The sequence below is a fragment of the Rhodoluna sp. genome (assembly GCF_044239955.1).
In the GTDB taxonomy this organism is placed as follows: domain Bacteria; phylum Actinomycetota; class Actinomycetes; order Actinomycetales; family Microbacteriaceae; genus Rhodoluna.
Genome location: NZ_JBIIAL010000012.1, coordinates 1 through 16120, shown reverse-complemented (window position 1 = coordinate 16120; position 16120 = coordinate 1). Strand labels below are relative to the sequence as shown.

General features: G+C 50.2%; 14 protein-coding genes, 1 tRNA gene and 1 pseudogene. 9 read left to right on the top strand and 7 right to left on the bottom strand.

All coding sequences use genetic code 11. The annotated features are described in order from the left end of the window. Nucleotides 1-19: 19 nt before the first annotated feature. Complete coding sequence (locus AC9UFE_RS05010; RefSeq protein ID WP_509546321.1) at nt 20-229, top strand: FmdB family zinc ribbon protein; 210 nt, start codon at nt 20-22, stop codon at nt 227-229. Here the strand turns inward: AC9UFE_RS05010 and AC9UFE_RS05005 are convergent. After that, a complete protein-coding gene (locus AC9UFE_RS05005) occupies nt 226-3879 on the bottom strand; it encodes a DUF4011 domain-containing protein (protein WP_509546318.1) in 3654 nt (1217 codons plus the stop codon). The two genes, AC9UFE_RS05010 and AC9UFE_RS05005, sit on opposite strands and share 4 nt — an antisense overlap. A gap of 73 nt (nt 3880-3952) precedes the next feature. On the opposite strand from AC9UFE_RS05005, the gene AC9UFE_RS05000 reads away from it, so the two are divergent. Beyond that, nucleotides 3953-4024, top strand: a tRNA-Arg gene (locus AC9UFE_RS05000). Between the two features lie 2 nt (nt 4025-4026). Here the strand turns inward: AC9UFE_RS05000 and AC9UFE_RS04995 are convergent. After that, nucleotides 4027-4530 carry an HNH endonuclease gene (locus AC9UFE_RS04995; RefSeq protein WP_509546315.1) on the bottom strand — a complete coding sequence of 168 codons (504 nt, stop codon included), beginning with the start codon at nt 4528-4530 and terminating at the stop codon, nt 4027-4029. A gap of 270 nt (nt 4531-4800) precedes the next feature. After that, the gene (locus tag AC9UFE_RS04990; protein WP_509546312.1) at nt 4801-5697 is read right to left on the bottom strand and encodes a C40 family peptidase; all 897 of its coding nucleotides are present in this window, start codon (nt 5695-5697) and stop codon (nt 4801-4803) included. A gap of 217 nt (nt 5698-5914) precedes the next feature. Between AC9UFE_RS04990 and serC the strand changes: the two genes are divergently transcribed. Next, complete coding sequence (serC, locus tag AC9UFE_RS04985; RefSeq protein WP_509546378.1) at nt 5915-7033, top strand: phosphoserine transaminase; 1119 nt, start codon at nt 5915-5917, stop codon at nt 7031-7033. Between the two features lie 89 nt (nt 7034-7122). Then, on the top strand, nt 7123-7260 hold the full coding sequence (locus AC9UFE_RS04980; RefSeq protein WP_509546376.1) for a hypothetical protein: 138 nt from the start codon (nt 7123-7125) through the stop codon (nt 7258-7260). Between the two features lie 42 nt (nt 7261-7302). Here AC9UFE_RS04980 and AC9UFE_RS04975 read toward each other — a convergent pair. Then, nucleotides 7303-7578 (bottom strand): annotated as a pseudogene (locus AC9UFE_RS04975) (DUF3027 domain-containing protein); the annotation flags it as partial. Beyond that, complete coding sequence (locus AC9UFE_RS04970; RefSeq protein ID WP_509546372.1) at nt 7571-7954, bottom strand: cold-shock protein; 384 nt, start codon at nt 7952-7954, stop codon at nt 7571-7573. The pseudogene AC9UFE_RS04975 and the gene AC9UFE_RS04970, both read right to left, overlap by 8 nt. Nucleotides 7955-8292: 338 nt before the next feature. Between AC9UFE_RS04970 and AC9UFE_RS04965 the strand changes: the two genes are divergently transcribed. The 5 genes from AC9UFE_RS04965 to AC9UFE_RS04945 all read left to right on the top strand — a co-directional run bounded on the left by AC9UFE_RS04965 (nt 8293) and on the right by AC9UFE_RS04945 (nt 14263). Then, nucleotides 8293-10020: a helicase-associated domain-containing protein gene (locus tag AC9UFE_RS04965; RefSeq protein WP_509546309.1), complete on the top strand. Its 1728-nt coding sequence runs from the start codon at nt 8293-8295 to the stop codon at nt 10018-10020. Between the two features lie 2 nt (nt 10021-10022). After that, nucleotides 10023-11657: a DNA repair helicase XPB gene (locus AC9UFE_RS04960; protein ID WP_509546306.1), complete on the top strand. Its 1635-nt coding sequence runs from the start codon at nt 10023-10025 to the stop codon at nt 11655-11657. Between the two features lie 53 nt (nt 11658-11710). Then, nucleotides 11711-12400 (top strand): response regulator transcription factor, encoded by a 690-nt coding sequence (locus AC9UFE_RS04955; protein WP_509546301.1) that lies wholly within the window; start codon nt 11711-11713, stop codon nt 12398-12400. Continuing rightward, the gene (locus tag AC9UFE_RS04950) at nt 12400-13893 is read left to right on the top strand and encodes a sensor histidine kinase (RefSeq protein ID WP_509546299.1); all 1494 of its coding nucleotides are present in this window, start codon (nt 12400-12402) and stop codon (nt 13891-13893) included. The genes AC9UFE_RS04955 and AC9UFE_RS04950 overlap by 1 nt, the downstream gene beginning before the upstream one ends. A gap of 79 nt (nt 13894-13972) precedes the next feature. Next, the gene (locus AC9UFE_RS04945; protein ID WP_509526984.1) at nt 13973-14263 is read left to right on the top strand and encodes a WXG100 family type VII secretion target; all 291 of its coding nucleotides are present in this window, start codon (nt 13973-13975) and stop codon (nt 14261-14263) included. Here the strand turns inward: AC9UFE_RS04945 and groL are convergent. Both groL and AC9UFE_RS04935 read right to left on the bottom strand, forming a co-directional pair. Continuing rightward, a complete protein-coding gene (gene groL / locus AC9UFE_RS04940) occupies nt 14260-15879 on the bottom strand; it encodes a chaperonin GroEL (RefSeq protein ID WP_509546296.1) in 1620 nt (539 codons plus the stop codon). The two genes, AC9UFE_RS04945 and groL, sit on opposite strands and share 4 nt — an antisense overlap. Before the next feature lie 160 nt (nt 15880-16039). Beyond that, the coding region (locus AC9UFE_RS04935; RefSeq protein WP_509546369.1) for a cold-shock protein at nt 16040-16120 on the bottom strand (81 nt) is incomplete at its 5' end.

The following is a 16120-nucleotide window of genomic DNA, read 5'->3' as shown; positions in this document are numbered from 1 at the left end:
CACTGATTCGAGAGAACCCATGCCCACCTATAGCTACGTCTGCAAAAAATGCGAACACAGCTTTGACTTGTGGCAAGAATTTGCGGCTGCGGATGAGACCGTGTGCCCTGAGTGCGGTGGGGAACTTCGCAAGGTATTTGGTCAACTTGGTGTGAGCTTTAAAGGAACCGGTTTTTACAGAACTGACTCCAGATCAACCGGGTCCAGCAAACCAAAATCTAGTGACTAACCCCAGTGCGGCGGTTTGTCTTCGGCAAGTCTTTGATCGTTAGAGTCCGCTGAGTCTCCCCAAGCTGAAGCCGTATCTTCAAAAGCCGGTTCGCTGAGTTCAAAAAGGGGCTGAGGTTTCTTGGTCACCTCTATACCCAAGCTCATGGCAATCGATCTTGCTACCTGCTCCGGATCTGCAAACAGCTCAAAGCTTGGAACCCTCAGATACATCCAGCCCATAGCTTCCAAAAGGGCCGGGCGAAGCCGGTAGCGCTCTGAAAGGTTGTAGCCAAGGATGCCCCAGTCCGGTTCAACAATTGCCGCCTTCTGGCCCACCGAAGCCACCAGTTTGATCCTCGTCGAGAAGTTTGTTCTGGTGGTAACTCCGAGCTTGGTAAGCCTTATGGCTAGATCGGCAATCATTGGGTTCAGGTCTGCTTCGAGCTTGATGGGGGCGACTCTTCCAAGCTCATGCATCAAATCGCTTAGCATCTCAACCCCAGGGTTTGACTTGGCAAGCAGGTCCTGGTTATCCAGTGCGCTAACGATGGTGATTTGCTTTCTGGCAGAAACCAACAGGTTAGCTAGGTATCTCTTGCCATGCCGATGGGAAATTTGACCCAGTATCTTTGGTGCTTGGCCGGTTAGATCTTTACCGAATCCCAGGCTGAAGATAATGCGATCTGCCACCCGATGGGCTAGTTCTTGAATGGTAGTTATCTCGAATTTTTCACGGCCATGGCTTTCAAAGAATGGATCTAAATCCGCCCTGGTCTTTCTAGCTGACCTGAGACCAGTTTCTAGTCGCCAAGCGTGCTTAGCGCTCGCGGTTGCCACCAGTAAGGAATCTTGAGGCGTTGTTTTGGCGTGGCTCATAATGGCCTGAATCACAAGCTCTAGCTCTTGATCCAAGCTCTCGGGCTGATCTGAATTTCCCGCCACAACCCGCTCAAACTTAACGTTGCTGTGTCCAAAGTAACTGGCTGCTACTGGCTCAAATATTATGCGGTCTTGGTAGAACTCTCTATTGATGTAATCTGCCAGGGCTTGACCTGAAGTTCGATAGCTTCGTCTCAAAACCTCAAGGGGTAGCGACCTGCGAGCGGCAGTAAAAATCGACTCTGGCAAGGCAGTTGGCTCATCTTCTTGAGGCAGGCTCTCAATGCTAAAACCGGCGGCGGCTGCAATTACATCATCACCAAAGACCACGACCTGATTCGAGCGAACCAGACCAGCGTAGTTTTCAGCAATGGAAGACCCGGCACCATCGAGCACCAACGTGACATCAAATCTTTCACCCTTGGCCAAGGTTGTGGGGATCTCATAGGGCGAAGCTAAAACCACTGGCACCAGCGCTTGGTAAATGTTTGGAGCCAGTTGCCCCACCTCTGAGATAACCGCGCGCTTTAGTTTTAGCAATTCTTTTAGGGTCTGGGCCTCGGAAGGGTGATTCTCCAAAGCCTGCTTCCACTTTCCAGCAAGGCCGTAGGCTACTGTTTTGGAACCAGCTGCAATCAACTCTGTTTCGGCTGCAGCACAACGCTTTTCTATTTGGACGATTTCATCGCTGTCCGCAGCCAGCGACCTGCCTGATCTTTCAAGCAATGTTTCCAAAGCAGATTTCCACCAGGCCAGTTCGAGTTCAGCCTGTAGGTCATCCTTGCTGGTGTGTAAATTGGCGAGCTCAACAGCCAATGGCCCAAGGCCTGCTTCCTCAAGTCGCTGGATGGTCATCGATCTCTCGTCGTAGTTGTCCAATATCTTGGTGTCTTGCGAGAGCGAGCGAAGAGTTTTGGTCAGCTCGGTGAGTGGCTGTGAAAGAAGTGGCTCACTCATTGCCAAATCACTCAGCAGTGATTGGAGCTCACTCAATTCGCGAACGAATTCGTTCAAAGCCTGCTGGGCTTCTTTGATTCCCAGTGGAACCTGCGGTGGCTTGGCAACCAGGCAATACTTTCCCCAGGCATCGCGCTGGAGCTGAATTGCCTTGAGCGACTCATGCATGTCAGAAACGTGAAGTCCTGGGCGAAGGTATTCCTTGGCAAGTTTTTTCAGGCGGCTGCGATTTGCCCCTGACATTACTGACTTGTCTTTTCGTGGTGCGGTAGCCAAAATCAACTCGGTGAGCGGGCGATCAAACACCTCTGGTTTGAACTTATCGAGCGTTTCTCTGATGCCGACAAAAAGCTGAAGGTAATTCACCCAGTCACTCACCGTCTGGGCTGGCTGGAACTCAACGGTCGCGGTGAATTCAGCAAGCTGGCTGGAAAGCCCCTGGAAGGAGTTTTCATAAAGCGATTTGGCCAGCTGTAGCTTGCTGGGGACATCCAATGGGTTCTCGAACTTGGCCATGAACCAGGCGGACTCACTGGGGCCAATCTCGAACATGCCAAGCTCTTGGGCTTGCTTGAGCAAGTTTCCCGCGAAGGTAAGGTCTCGGTGGCGACCTAGTTGGTCGGCATCGATTCTTGCCTCGTTGACTGGAGCCTTGGTGGATCCAGACAATCTAGCTAGCTCCTCAAGGGCCTGCTCGATACTTACTCCTAGCTCACCGTCTACCTTCTCAAAGTCTGCGAAGTAGTTGGCAACTTCTTCTCGGGCGCTATCGCGGCGCGCAGCTAGTTCGGTGTAATTCACCGGTTGTGCTTTCTCGTTGCGCGATATTGCACCGATCATATCTAGCCAAGTTGAACTTGATCTGATGCCAAGGCCGGGTAAGCCAACCTGGGAAAACCTGGTGGCTAGCTCATCTAGGGTCTGTCTTCTAGGTGCCACTACCAGAACTCTTTTGCCCTGATGGGTGAGTGCGCTGACCAAGAGCACAACAGTTTGCGTATAACCACAACCCGGCAAGGTCTCAACAGCAAAGCTGGTTCCGGCTAGTGCTCTCGAGACAATTCTGGTTTGAGTGCTGTCCGAATCCGTTACCGCTATTGGGTCCGCGATGCCTTGCTCAAAAGACTCAGAGTTGGAATCTAATTCTGTTAGGAACAAATTCGTGACTGGGTGCGAAGCATCCTGGAAATCAGATGCTAGATCACTAGCCGCCGAAGAGAAATTGCCAATAGCCAACAGCCTGCTGAACTCAAGATTTGCCGACTGATCCGTGAGGGCAGAAATATGATCTAACACTCGAACCGGTATCGGGTCTGATCCAACCTGAACCATAGACAGCAGATCCTCAGCGTTTAGCTTTACCCCATAGTGCTTCTGAAGAGCTGGAGCCAAAGCTGGGTTGACGATGGCCTTTCTAGAAAGACTTAGCTCAAAATCATCTTGCTTGGTGAGAAGGTTTACTGGCCAAAGAAGGATTGGCATCCGAAGCTCATGGCCGTCAGCACTAAAGTCCACTAGACCGCTGGCAAGGTAGAGGCTCTCGATCCCGAATTGCTCCGATAGTGAGTTCTGTTTGTGCTGGATTCGGATAGCGGCGGAATAGGCCCTAGAGAAAGAAAGTGAATCGCGAATCAGGTTAGAAAGCAGTGTTGACCTTCCGGTAACAAACTGGGCCAGGCCACCCGGGTGAGCTTTCTCTAGATGTACCTGAGAATAGCTGTTGCTGTTGAAGTGGCTTAGGGAATCGTTACCACCAATTTGATTGATTTCCAAAAACCACTGCTCGCGAGTAGGCGCGGACTGATGATCTTGAGTGTCTAGAAAATCAGTCATGAATCAAGACTAACTTTGGGGGCCCTTGATTCTTGGCTACCTCGGCTTGTGTTGAGGTATCTTTGATAGTTCTGGCCCCGTAGCTCAGTGGATAGAGCAGAGGTTTCCTAAACCTTGTGCGGAAGTTCGATTCTTCTCGGGGTCACTTTAGGCGGCTGCAGCAAAAGCTAAATATGGATCCCACTCTGGTTCAAATCTTTCGGTGCCCCGCACCATCCAGATAGTTCCAGCTGGCATCCGAGGTTTGAAATCTAGCGTCCAACCCATTTCAGCCAGGGTGCGATCACCCTTTTTGTTGTTACACCTTAGGCAGCAAGCAACCAGGTTTTCCCAAGAGTCATCTCCACCTTTGGATCTGGGTTGAACATGATCCACTGTCGAAGCAGATCGTTGGCAGTAAGCACAGCGGTGGGCGTCCCTTCGAAGCACGCCCCTTCGTGAAACTGGGATAACCCTAGAGCCTGGGATTCTTACGTATCGAGAAAGCAAGATCACCGAGGGCAGCTTGTATTCCGAGGTTGCACTTCTTACTAGGTGATTGCCAGCCTGGGCCAAGACAGTGGCCTTTTGGTTTAGAACCAAAATAATGGCTCGCTTAAAGCTCACAACAGCAAGGGGCTCATAGCCTGCGTTTAGTACCAAAGTTCTCATTCAAGTTCCTTTCGAATTGACCCACACGGATTGTGGGCGTTCGGTTAGCTAGCTTGATTGCCTGGGCACAAAAAAAGCGCCGTCATAAATGACGACGCTAATTACTTGCCCGGTATCGAACCGATGGGCTCGGGTTGCCGAGATTGGAAGCAGTACTTGGGAAGCATGCTTTTCATCAAAACCCCTAGCCCTTCAAGTAGATGACAATAACTAACTAGCTATAGGTTAGCTCAAACAAAAACCAGATTTATCAAGAAACCAGGCTGTGTTTTAGGAAGTGGTGCCAAGCCTTACGAAGTAGTGCCTCGGCTCAAAAATAGGAGCCAGCTTGACTCGGTCGCCTGGCTGGGGCGCGTGGTAGAACTGCCCATTTCCGGCGTAGATTCCGTTGTGGCTGTGATCGTTGAAGATAACTATGTCTCCCGGTCTGGCGTCTTCTGGTGAGACAACTATGCCGACTCTGGACTGAGCAGTTACGCTGTGGCGAAGCTCGACACCGAACTGTGCGTAAACAAACATGACGTATCCAGAGCAGTCAAAACCTCGAGGGTTTGATCCACCAAAGACGTAAGGGGTCCCAACATATTGAGCAGCAACTTGCAAAACCTGCTCAGCGCTAATGGCGCTGAAGGGTGGGTTCTTAACGTAGTCGGCAGCGCTTGGGCCAGTGTAGGCACGGTAGTTGCTGATGGTCTGCTGGCGAAGCACTAGGGCAGCGCTTTCTGAGGCGTATTCACCTCGGACAAACTCAACGGTGTTGGCAGCAGCCACGGTTAGATCCTGGGTGCCTTCGGTCTGAATAATGTCATCCGGGTTCGTGGTTGTGAACCTGGCCATCGCGGCAACCTCCGGGTCATATGCGTAGGCCGGTAGCGCGGAGGTAGCCATCAAACCCGATGCGGTAAGCATGGTGACGGCTGTCCTAAAAGTCTGATTGTTGCGCAATCTGCCTTGGGTCGAGACTTTGCTTAGCGGCCTTTGCAGATCACGCTCGCGCTTGAGGGCCTTTGACTCCATGCGGAGCATGGCTTTGCGAGCGCGCCTGGATGACTTGGCTAATTTTGCTTTCTCTGCTTCGCGCACGGAGCGTCTAGAGCGAATCTCAAAGGACTCAAGGACGTTTATTTCAACGTCTGCTCTATGTTTGCCTGCACCACTACTGGCCAAAGCTGCTACCTCCGCATTGCTCTAAAGATTTCTTCGAAGAAATCAGTCCTGAATCGAAACTATTAGTTCTAAAAATCTGATTTCAGGCTCAAAGCATCTCAGATCCGACCATCTAAATAGGTTGATTTCGATTGCTGGAACAGTCTAACCGATGACCAATCCGAGCTCAAAAACCTCGCCTGTTCTGGGTAAACTCGCAGACTACTACACTATTGACATGCCAGATATTCAGATTCCTAGCCAACTTTTGCCTAAAGACGGGCGTTTTGGCTGTGGTCCGTCCAGGCTTAGAGACGAACAATTGGCATCATTTGGCTCGATCGGTACATCTCTTATGGGGACCTCCCACCGCCAAGCTCCAATCAAGAACCTGGTCGCAGAGGTCCAAAATGGCTTACTTGAGCTGTTTCGAGCCCCAGCAGGTTACGAAATAGCACTGGGAAACGGTGGAGCAAGCGCATTTTGGGACGTTGTGGCTTTTTCCCTGGCCGAGGGTAATTCCCAAGCCTTAGTTCACGGGGAATTTAGTTCAAAATTCGCCAAGTCGCTCAAGGCCCCTTTTCTAGGCGAGCTTTCGGTTCAAAAGGGCGAACCTGGCTCCAGGGCAGACTTTGTTGCTGCTTCTTTAACCAATACATATGTATACCCCCAAAATGAGACTTCTACTGGAGTTGTCACCCCTGTAGAGAGGCTGGCCGGAGCAGACAGCGGAGCCTTGTTCCTAACTGACGCCACTTCAGCTGCCGGAGGCATGGACTTTGATGCCAAGAACACAGATGTCTACTACTTTTCCCCACAAAAGAACTTTGCCGCCGATGGTGGAATCTGGTTCGCGTTACTGTCTCCAGAGGCGGTCTCGCGAGCCGAGAAGATAGCTGCATCAGATCGCTACATCCCAGAGTTTTTGTCACTCAAGACTGCAATCACTAATTCCAGGCTGAACCAGACCCTGAACACCCCCGCCATCGCGACCCTGTTCTTGCTCAATGAGCAGATCAAGTGGATAAACGAGTCAGGTGGTTTGAAATGGGCAGACGCCAAGACCCGCTCCAGCTCAAAAGTGCTCTATGACTGGGCCGAAGCATCTGGTGTGGCGAGCCCCTTTGTCTCCAACCCAGACCACCGCTCCCAGGTAGTTGTCACCTTGGAGTTTGATGAGGCGGTGGACTCTGCAGAACTGATTCGAGTGCTCAGATTGAATGGAATTGTGGATGTCGACCCGTACCGCGGAATGGGAAAAAATCAACTTCGAATTGCTACATTCGTTGGTACCGACCAAGCTGATGTTGAGTCGTTGACAGCATGTTTTGATTTTGTTTTAGAGAGGTTAGCTTGATTAGGTTTCGAGTCAAGGAACAAGATCGCAAGCCCGATCCTGAGCCGATTGAAACCAATGCCGCCGTGGCGGTAATAATCTTTACCGCAATGTGGGCAGTAGCCCTACTTCTTATCCTTCTTTTTGGCCAGACGCTTGCGCAGCCTCTTCCCGATTGGTGGGCGCTTACCTGTGTCTTTGGTATCTGCCTCGGAATCTACGGTTACTTCAAGGTCCGGAGCAGATAGCTCCTCGGCTTTATTCTTTTCAAGCTCTGCACGTCTTTCCGACCAGGGCACCCAACTTGGGGCAACTACGGAGTCTTTGCCTGGAAGTAAAACCACTTCAGAAACTGTTGCGGCATCTGATTTCTTGGCTTGAAAGATAACCACGTTCCACTCCCAACCGACATAGCCAGTTAGTTTAGATTCGAATCGGTAGCTGGTGGTGTCTTTATCTTCGCTAGCAGTTCCTAAAAACTTTCCAACTCCATTTGCCGGGGAAGTTTCTTTGGCTGCTTTTTCGGCTAAGGATTGGTGCTGAGGCTTTTTGAGTAGCTTAAGCATCTAGCTCTTCAGCAAGCTTGCGAAGCAAGGTTGCGATCTTTTGGCTCTGTGCAGTTTCTGGCTGCTTGCCACGCTTTAGTCCCCCGCTGATGTTATCTAGCAAACGGATCAGGTCCTCAACAATCACAGACATTTCGTCAGCTGGCTTTCTTGACATCTTCACAAGTGAAGGTGGGGCCTCTAGAACCCGAACAGACAGCGCCTGGGCTCCTTTTTTGCCATCGACAATGCCGAATTCAACCCGGGTGCCAGGGGTTACCTGAGTTACTCCATCAAGGAGTGCGCTGATGTGCAAAAAGACCTCTTGGCCTTCATCGGATGCGATGAAACCAAAGCCTTTTTCTTCATCGAAAAATTTCACTTTGCCGGTTGGCATGACTACCTCTTTCTCAGGATTTTCCATTTTACCAAGGGCAACACCCTAAAAACTACTGCCCGAATTCAGCCCTCACTTCAGGGGTATCCTAGAAGGATGACTAAATTCAAGCCTTCTGGACCTTCCCGGCTAGAAACCTCCCTTGCTTACCTGGGGGCTGGAATCATTGGCCTTTCACTGCTGTCTATAGTCATAACCCTGGTCCGAAGCTTCTTTGGGGAGACCACTAATCTGGCCATTTTTGCCCAGATACCTCTTATAGCTCTTCCCATTGGCCTCGTGCTGGTCTTGCTGATGCTGTTTCTCTCGTCTAGAAGGAAAGGGCGCGAAAACAAGCAGTGAGTGATCTATACCGGTTAGCCCTAGCCCTTCGATCTGCAGACGACGCCGCCCTTAGCATTTTGGTTCACGAGAGATCACTTTCACTTTCCGAGTTCAAAGATTTCTTTGATCTTGCTCAAGCTGTCCTAACTCCCAAGTCGCAAGCGTTACTTGTTTCAAGTCTTTCTAATTCAGAAATCAGCTCATTGCGCTCACTGCTGGCCCAAGAGAAAGTTTCCAAAGAGCAAGTTAGTTTTCTGGCAAGTGATCTTTTGGTTTGGAGCTCAAAAGAGCCAGTCGTTTATGACTGGCTCGCTGAGAGACTAAAGGAAAACCCCAGAACGGCATCACTTCGAATTGTCACCGATGCCATCAAGGCACCGGATCAAGAATCTATCGATAGAGATTGCGGCATTCATGCCTTTGAAGCTATGCAGTCCATCACCGAATTAATTTTTAGCCTCGATCAACACTTCGTTCGTGAAGTATCTAAAGGCTCCATGGGTTTACCAGATGTGAAGCGGCTCTCCAGCCACTTAGGAAAGTCCAAAGAGTATGTAAAAGCGATACTTGAACTAGCAAAAGTTTCCGGTGTGGTAGCAATTTCTGAAAAGCGCTTTCACCCCACTGATCTTGCCGACAGTTGGATAAGCTCTGATCCGAAAAGCCGTTGGCAAATCTTGGCCCATGCCTGGCTAGCTATTGTGGGGACATCTGGCTCGAAGGAATTAGCTTTGCAGCTCGCTCAGAACCCGACTAAGTCGTTGATTGAGCTGGTGGGATCTAGCTTCCCGCTGGTTAGCTCTTCCGCCCAATCTCGAATCGGAAGGGTCGCTGAGCTTGCCGATGCCATTGGATTGTCTGCCAATGGCTTTGCCGCCAGCTGGCTTGCCAGCGTTCTGACCGGCAAGCTGACAGTTGCCACCAAAGCCCTAGAACAAAGGCTTCCAGCTCAGCAGGAGCGAATAATCGTCCAGGCCGACCTGTCGATTATTGCCCCGGGGCCCCTAGCAAGCACCATTGAGATTGAGCTCCGCAAGTTCACCGACACCGAAAACATTGGGCTAGCGACCGGGTATCGGATTTCACCGATGAGCATTAGTTGCGGACTGGAAGAGGGCCTAAACGAAAAACAGATTCGCGCCCTTCTGGAAAAGCTCTCGGGAGCAACCCTGCCGCAACCAGTTGATTACCTAATTTCCGAAACTGCATCAAGGTTTGGAAGACTAAAGATCTCAGCCAACAAAACTGGTTCAATTTTGATTTCAACTGAAGAGTTGTTAGCGACGCAAATTCTCATGGACTCCAAGTTGAAAGCATATGGACTAAGAAAATCTGAGGGCGCGATTGTTTCAACACTGGATCCCGAGACTTTGTATCACGCCCTGCGAGAAAATGGCTACTTAGCTATTCGAGTCGATGAAGCTGGCAAGATAATTGCTCCATCGGCTATTCACAAAAACAGTTCTCACGCAGCCATGTTTCAAGACCAGCTAACCAGACTTAGAAAGCAAGATCTTGAAATTGCGGACCAAGCACCTGAATCAGATGTTGATCGCAAGATTCAACTAGCCTTGGCTTCAAAAAGTATCTTGTTGGTGGAAATAAATGCCAACGGTAAAGTTATGAATTTTGTTCTAGAGCCCATCGGTTTAGCAAATGGCAGATTGCGAGCTAGAGATCGCAAAGCCGACATCGAAAGAACCCTTCCGGTATCTGCGATTACTTCGATTGTGATTGGTTAGCAATGACCGAAGGTCCGTTGATTGTTCAAAGCGATAAAACAGCCCTGCTAGAAGTGAACCACCCGCAAGCTCCCGATGCGCGCCATGACCTAGCTATCTTTGCCGAATTAGAGCGAGCTCCTGAGCACATTCACACCTACCGAATCACCAAGCTCGGTTTATGGAATGCTCGGGCCGCAGGTCACGACAGCGAGTATGTCCTTGGGGTGCTCGACAAATACGCCAAGTTCGCTATCCCCTCCTCGGTTCGAGTGGATATTCAAGAGACCATGGATCGTTACGGAAAGCTGGTTATCCGAAGGGATGCAGAGGGGGTTCTACTTCTTACCTGCACGTCCCCCGCTATCTTGCTGGAGGCTTCCAGGGGACCAAAAATAGCCGCATTGCTTGGATCTAGGCTCTCCGAGGACACCTTCGAGGTGCTTCCTTTTGCCAGAGGAGCTCTCAAGCAAGAGCTTCTCAAGCTGGGTTGGCCGGCTGATGATTTAGCTGGGTACACCCCCGGCACCCCTCATGAGATTGCACTTGCCGAAAAGGGTTGGGCTATCCGCGACTACCAGAGCAATGCTGTTAGTAAATTCTGGGAGGGTGGTTCGGGTGTTGTGGTGCTGCCCTGTGGTGCGGGCAAAACTATCGTCGGTGCAGCTGCCATGGCTAGGGCAAAGACCAACACTTTGATTCTGGTTACCAACACCGTTGCGGCAAGACAGTGGCGAGCAGAACTTCTCAAGCGCACAACACTTACCGAAGATGAAATCGGTGAGTACTCCGGATCAATCAAGCAGGTGAAGCCGGTAACTATTGCGAGTTATCAAATTCTTACTGCTAAGCGAAAGGGTGAGTACGCGCACCTCGAACTACTAAACGCAAAAGACTGGGGTCTGATTGTTTACGATGAGGTGCATTTACTTCCAGCTCCTATTTTCAAAATGACCGCCGATCTTCAGGCAAGAAGAAGATTGGGACTCACCGCAACACTGGTTCGAGAAGATGGAAAAGAAGGCGACGTCTTTTCTTTGATTGGGCCTAAGCGCTTTGACGCGCCCTGGAAAGAAATTGAATCCGAAGGATACATCGCCCCTGCAGAATGTTTTGAGATCAGAGTTGATCTTCCAGAAGATGAAAGATTGAACTACGCAATTGCAGAACAAGACGAGCGCTACAGACTAGCGGCAACTTCAAAAGTGAAGATTCCAGTGATCCAGAAGCTTTTGGAAAGACACATTAGTGAGCCAACACTAATTATTGGTCAGTACTTGGATCAGATAGATGAGGTAGCTACCTTGCTGGGTGTTCCAAAAATTACCGGAGAGACTTCTGTTAACGAACGTGAAAGGTTGTTCCAAGCATTCCGCGATGGAACGGAACCCACGCTGGTGGTTTCTAAGGTTGCTAACTTCTCGGTTGACCTGCCGGAAGCATCGGTAGCGATCCAGATTTCAGGCTCCTATGGATCTAGGCAAGAAGAGGCCCAGAGATTAGGCAGGTTGCTGCGCCCAAAGGCTGATGGCCGAACAGCCTCGTTTTACACCCTTATTGCAAGAGACACCGTGGACCAGGATTTCGCCCAAAACCGCCAGCGCTTCCTTGCAGAGCAGGGCTACAGCTACAAAATCCTTGATGTTTCAAGTATCTAAGGCACTCAACTAACTCTCAGGTTTCTTTCAGGCAAAACTGAGACACTTGAGCCATGACAAAAACCCGAGTGCTTATAGTCGACGACGAACCAAACATCAGAGACTTGCTTGCCACCAGCCTGAGATTTGCAGGTTTCGATATTCAAACCGCAGCCAATGGCACTGCTGCGGTAGCTGCGGTTACAGAATCTGAACCGGACATCATCTTGTTAGACGTGATGCTTCCAGACATGAATGGCTTTAGTGTTACCAAAAAGCTACGCTCAGCAGGAATTCAAGCCCCCATTCTTTTTCTCACCGCACGCGATGAAGTGGAAGACAAAATCACTGGACTAACTGTCGGCGGTGATGATTACCTCACAAAGCCATTTAGCCTCGACGAAGTGGTGGCAAGAATTCAAGCAATTCTTAGACGAACCAAATCCTCCGAAGCAGAACCTGCGGTAATTGACGCCGGTCCGGTTGTAATAAATCAGGACGCTCATGAGGTCAGCGTCGAAGGAACATTGGTTGATCTTTCGCCAACAGAATACAAGTTGCTACGTTTTCTTGTTATGAACGCGGATCGCGTTTTAACCAAAGCGCAAATTCTTGATCACGTTTGGGAGTATGACTTTAATGGCGACATGGGAATTGTTGAATCTTATGTTTCCTACCTTCGTAAGAAAATTGATCCAATTAGTTCAAGGTCGCTGATTCAAACAAAGCGTGGCGTTGGCTACATCTATAAGAAACATGACTAATGCCATCAAAGCTTGCTACTGCCTGGGAAAAGGTTTCTCTTCGAAGTAAGCTAACCGGCCTATCTGTTGCAATCATTGGACTACTTCTTTTAGTTTCAAGTTTTGGAACTGTTTCTGTTTTGCGTGCGTACTTGCAACAAAACACTGACAACTTGTTGTCTGCAACTGCGTCGATTCTGTCGCAACAAAATCCTGGTCAGATTGAATCTCGGCTAAATGCTAAAAGCATTACCCTGCCGAGGCTGCCAAGTGATTATTTGATTTCTGTTCTCGATGCTCGGGGTCAGACCGTGTATCGGATCATGGCCTCGGATGCTTCTGACATGACCCTGCCAAAGCTTGAAGCCCTCGACCTTGAGGCGGTCTTTTCAACCGCTGGGGTGCCTTTTGATTTGGACCAATACGGCGCATTGGGCGAAGTGACCATCGACGAGTATGACAGCTGGCGCGTTGTAGCCCTACCTTTTAGGGATTTTGAGGGCTCGGTTGCTGTAGCGCTGCCTAACAGCACGAACCTTGAACTGCTTCGCCAATACCGAGCGATCGGTGGTGGCTTTGGGTTCTTACTTCTTGGTCTTAGCGGGCTGAGTATCTGGCTCACTATCGCCCAGGCCCTTAGGCCCCTTCGAGAAGTTGAGCGAACAGCGAAGCTCGTGGCCTCTGGAGATCTCTCTCAAAGACTCATCGAGCGCCCTGGAAAGACCGAAATCGCGAGACTTAACAGAAGCCTGAACACCATGCTGGATTCTCTTGAGGATTCTGTTTCATCAAGAAACAAAACTTTGGGTCAGATGCGCCGATTCGTGGCTGATGCTTCCCATGAACTGCGTACTCCCCTGGTATCAGTTCGTGGTTACGCCGAGCTGTACCGAAAAGGTGCTCTAAAGAAGAAATCGGAAGTCCAAGAAGCAATGCTCCGAATCGAATCAGAAGCAATCCGTATGTCCTCGCTCGTTGAGTCGCTTCTCACCCTGGCCAGGTTGGATGAGAACCAGCAGCTTGATGCCAAAAAGGTAGACATGATTGAGCTGATTCAATCCGTAATCAAAAGTGGATCATCAACAGACAAGAAGCTGAGTTATTCGGTGTTGACGCTAAGCGGAGCCAAGTTACCAAAGGATGAGAAAATCTTCGCAGAGATAAACGAGAGCCAAATTCGCCAGGTGCTTGTGAACCTTATTGAAAACGCCAAGCGCTTCAGCTCACCTAAGTCTTCTATCGAAATTGGTGTCGGTCAGAAAACCGAAGATGAAGTAGTTATCGAAGTGATTGACCACGGTGAAGGTATTCCTAAGCAACTCCGAGACAAAGTCTTTGAGCGCTTCTACCGAGCTGATAATTCTAGAAACCGAGAAACCGGTGGGACTGGTCTTGGTCTTGCGATCGTCAAGGAGATCGTGCTGTTACACAAGGGCCGCATAGAGGTTCGAGACACCCCGCAGGGTGGGGCTACCTTCCGGGTAAAGCTACCCGCCAGACATGACTGGGTCTAGCCACTTTTACACAATTTCCTGGGAAACGCCTTAGCGAGGCCTGTTTCTGCCTAACCTAGGGCCCGAAGAAAGGGTCAAAATGGCGCAATTCCAAGTAGATAGCGAGCAGGTGCTCGCTGCCACCGGGCAGATAAATGCAACTATTTCGAGAGTCCAGGCGGAGGTAGCCTCGCTACACAACCAACTGCAAAGCCTGCAGGGTTCGTGGCGAGGAGCCGCAGCCGAATCATTTCAAGCTTTAGCTAATCGCTGGCGAACCACTGCAGGCGCAGTTGATACTCAGCTATCCGAGATTGGTGTGGCTCTTTCTTTCGCAGCTAATCAATACCGCGAGATAGAGTACGCCAACCAAAGGTTGTTTTTGGGTTAGAAGCCCATTCCTTCGCCGCCACCTTGTGGCATTGGAGCAGCAGGTTCTGGCTTCTCCGCAACTACCGCTTCGGTAGTTAGGAATAGACCAGCAATCGATGCAGCATTTTGCAATGCTGAACGAGTTACCTTCACTGGGTCATTGATTCCAGCGGCAAGCATGTCAACATACTCTCCGGTTGCGGCGTTTAGTCCGTGACCAGAAGGTAGGTTTTCAACCTTGTCAGCAACAACGCCTGGCTCAAGTCCCGCGTTGATTGCAATCTGCTTCAAAGGTGCAGAGATTGCAACGCGAACGATGTTTGCTCCGGTTGCCTCGTCGCCTTTGAGCTTTAGCTTGTCGAATGCAGTCTTGCCAGCTTGTAGTAGCGCAACGCCACCACCAGCCACAATTCCTTCTTCAACAGCAGCCTTGGCGTTTCGAACTGCATCTTCGATGCGGTGCTTGCGCTCTTTTAGCTCAACCTCGGTTGCGGCTCCAGCCTTGATAACTGCAACTCCACCGGAAAGCTTGGCTAGACGCTCCTGCAGCTTCTCGCGGTCGTAGTCAGAGTCAGTGGCTTCGATTTCGCGACGGATCTGCTCGACTCGGCCAGCAATCTGGTCCTTGTCTCCAGCACCCTCAACGATTGTGGTCTCGTCCTTGGTAACAACGATCTTGCGAGCGCGTCCCAGCATGGTTAGGTCGGTGTTTTCTAGCTTTAGGCCTACCTCTTCAGAGATAACCTGACCACCGGTCAAGATAGCGATGTCTTGCAACATAGCCTTGCGACGGTCTCCAAAGCCCGGAGCCTTAACGGCAACAGACTTGAAGATTCCGCGAATCTTGTTCACGATCAGGGTAGCTAGTGCTTCACCTTCGATGTCTTCTGCAATGACAAGAAGTGGCTTTCCAGCCTGGATTACCTTGTCAACAACAGGAAGGACATCCTTGATGTTAGAGATCTTCGAATTCACGATCAGCACGTATGCGTCTTCTAGAACTGCTTCCTGACGCTCTGGGTCGGTAACCATGTAAGCAGAGACGTAACCTTTGTCGAATCTCATACCCTCAGTTAGCTGTAATTCGATTCCAAAAGTGTTTGACTCTTCAACTGTTACAACACCCTCGCGGCCAACCTTGTCAATTGCTTCAGCGATTAGCTCGCCGATTACAGGGTCGCCTGCAGAAATAGATGCGGTTGCAGCAATCTGCTCTTTGGTCTCAACTGGCTTAGCGTTTGCCACGAGCTCCTTGATAACTGCCTCAACAGCTTTTTCAATTCCGCGCTTTAGCGTAATTGGGTCTGCTCCTGCTGCTACGTTACGAAGTCCTTCGCGAACAAGTGCCTGAGCCAAAACAGTTGCAGTTGTAGTTCCGTCTCCGGCTACGTCGTCTGTCTTCTTAGCAACTTCCTTAACTAGCTCAGCGCCAATTCTTTCGAACGGGTCTTCTAGTTCGATCTCCTTAGCAATGGAAACACCGTCATTGGTAATGGTGGGTGCTCCCCACTTTTTCTCAAGTACGACGTTACGTCCACGTGGGCCAAGGGTGACCTTCACGGTGTCTGCGAGGATGTTTAGTCCACGCTCTAAGCCACGACGGGCTTCTTCATTGAAAGTGATAATTTTTGCCATTTTTGGGTTTCTCCCGAAGTTGGTATAAGGATTAGCACTCTATTTGTTTGAGTGCTAATTCAATTTTGGCACTCTAAGGCTGAGAGTGCAAGTCTTGTCGGGGTATTAGAAAAGCCGCCACCTCGAAAGGTAGCGGCTTTCCCGTGAAGTCTAGGTGGTCCTAGATTAGGTTCACGGCGTCGGCCTGAGGGCCTTTGTCGCCGTTCTTTACTTCGAACTCAACGCGCTGGTTCTCCTTGAG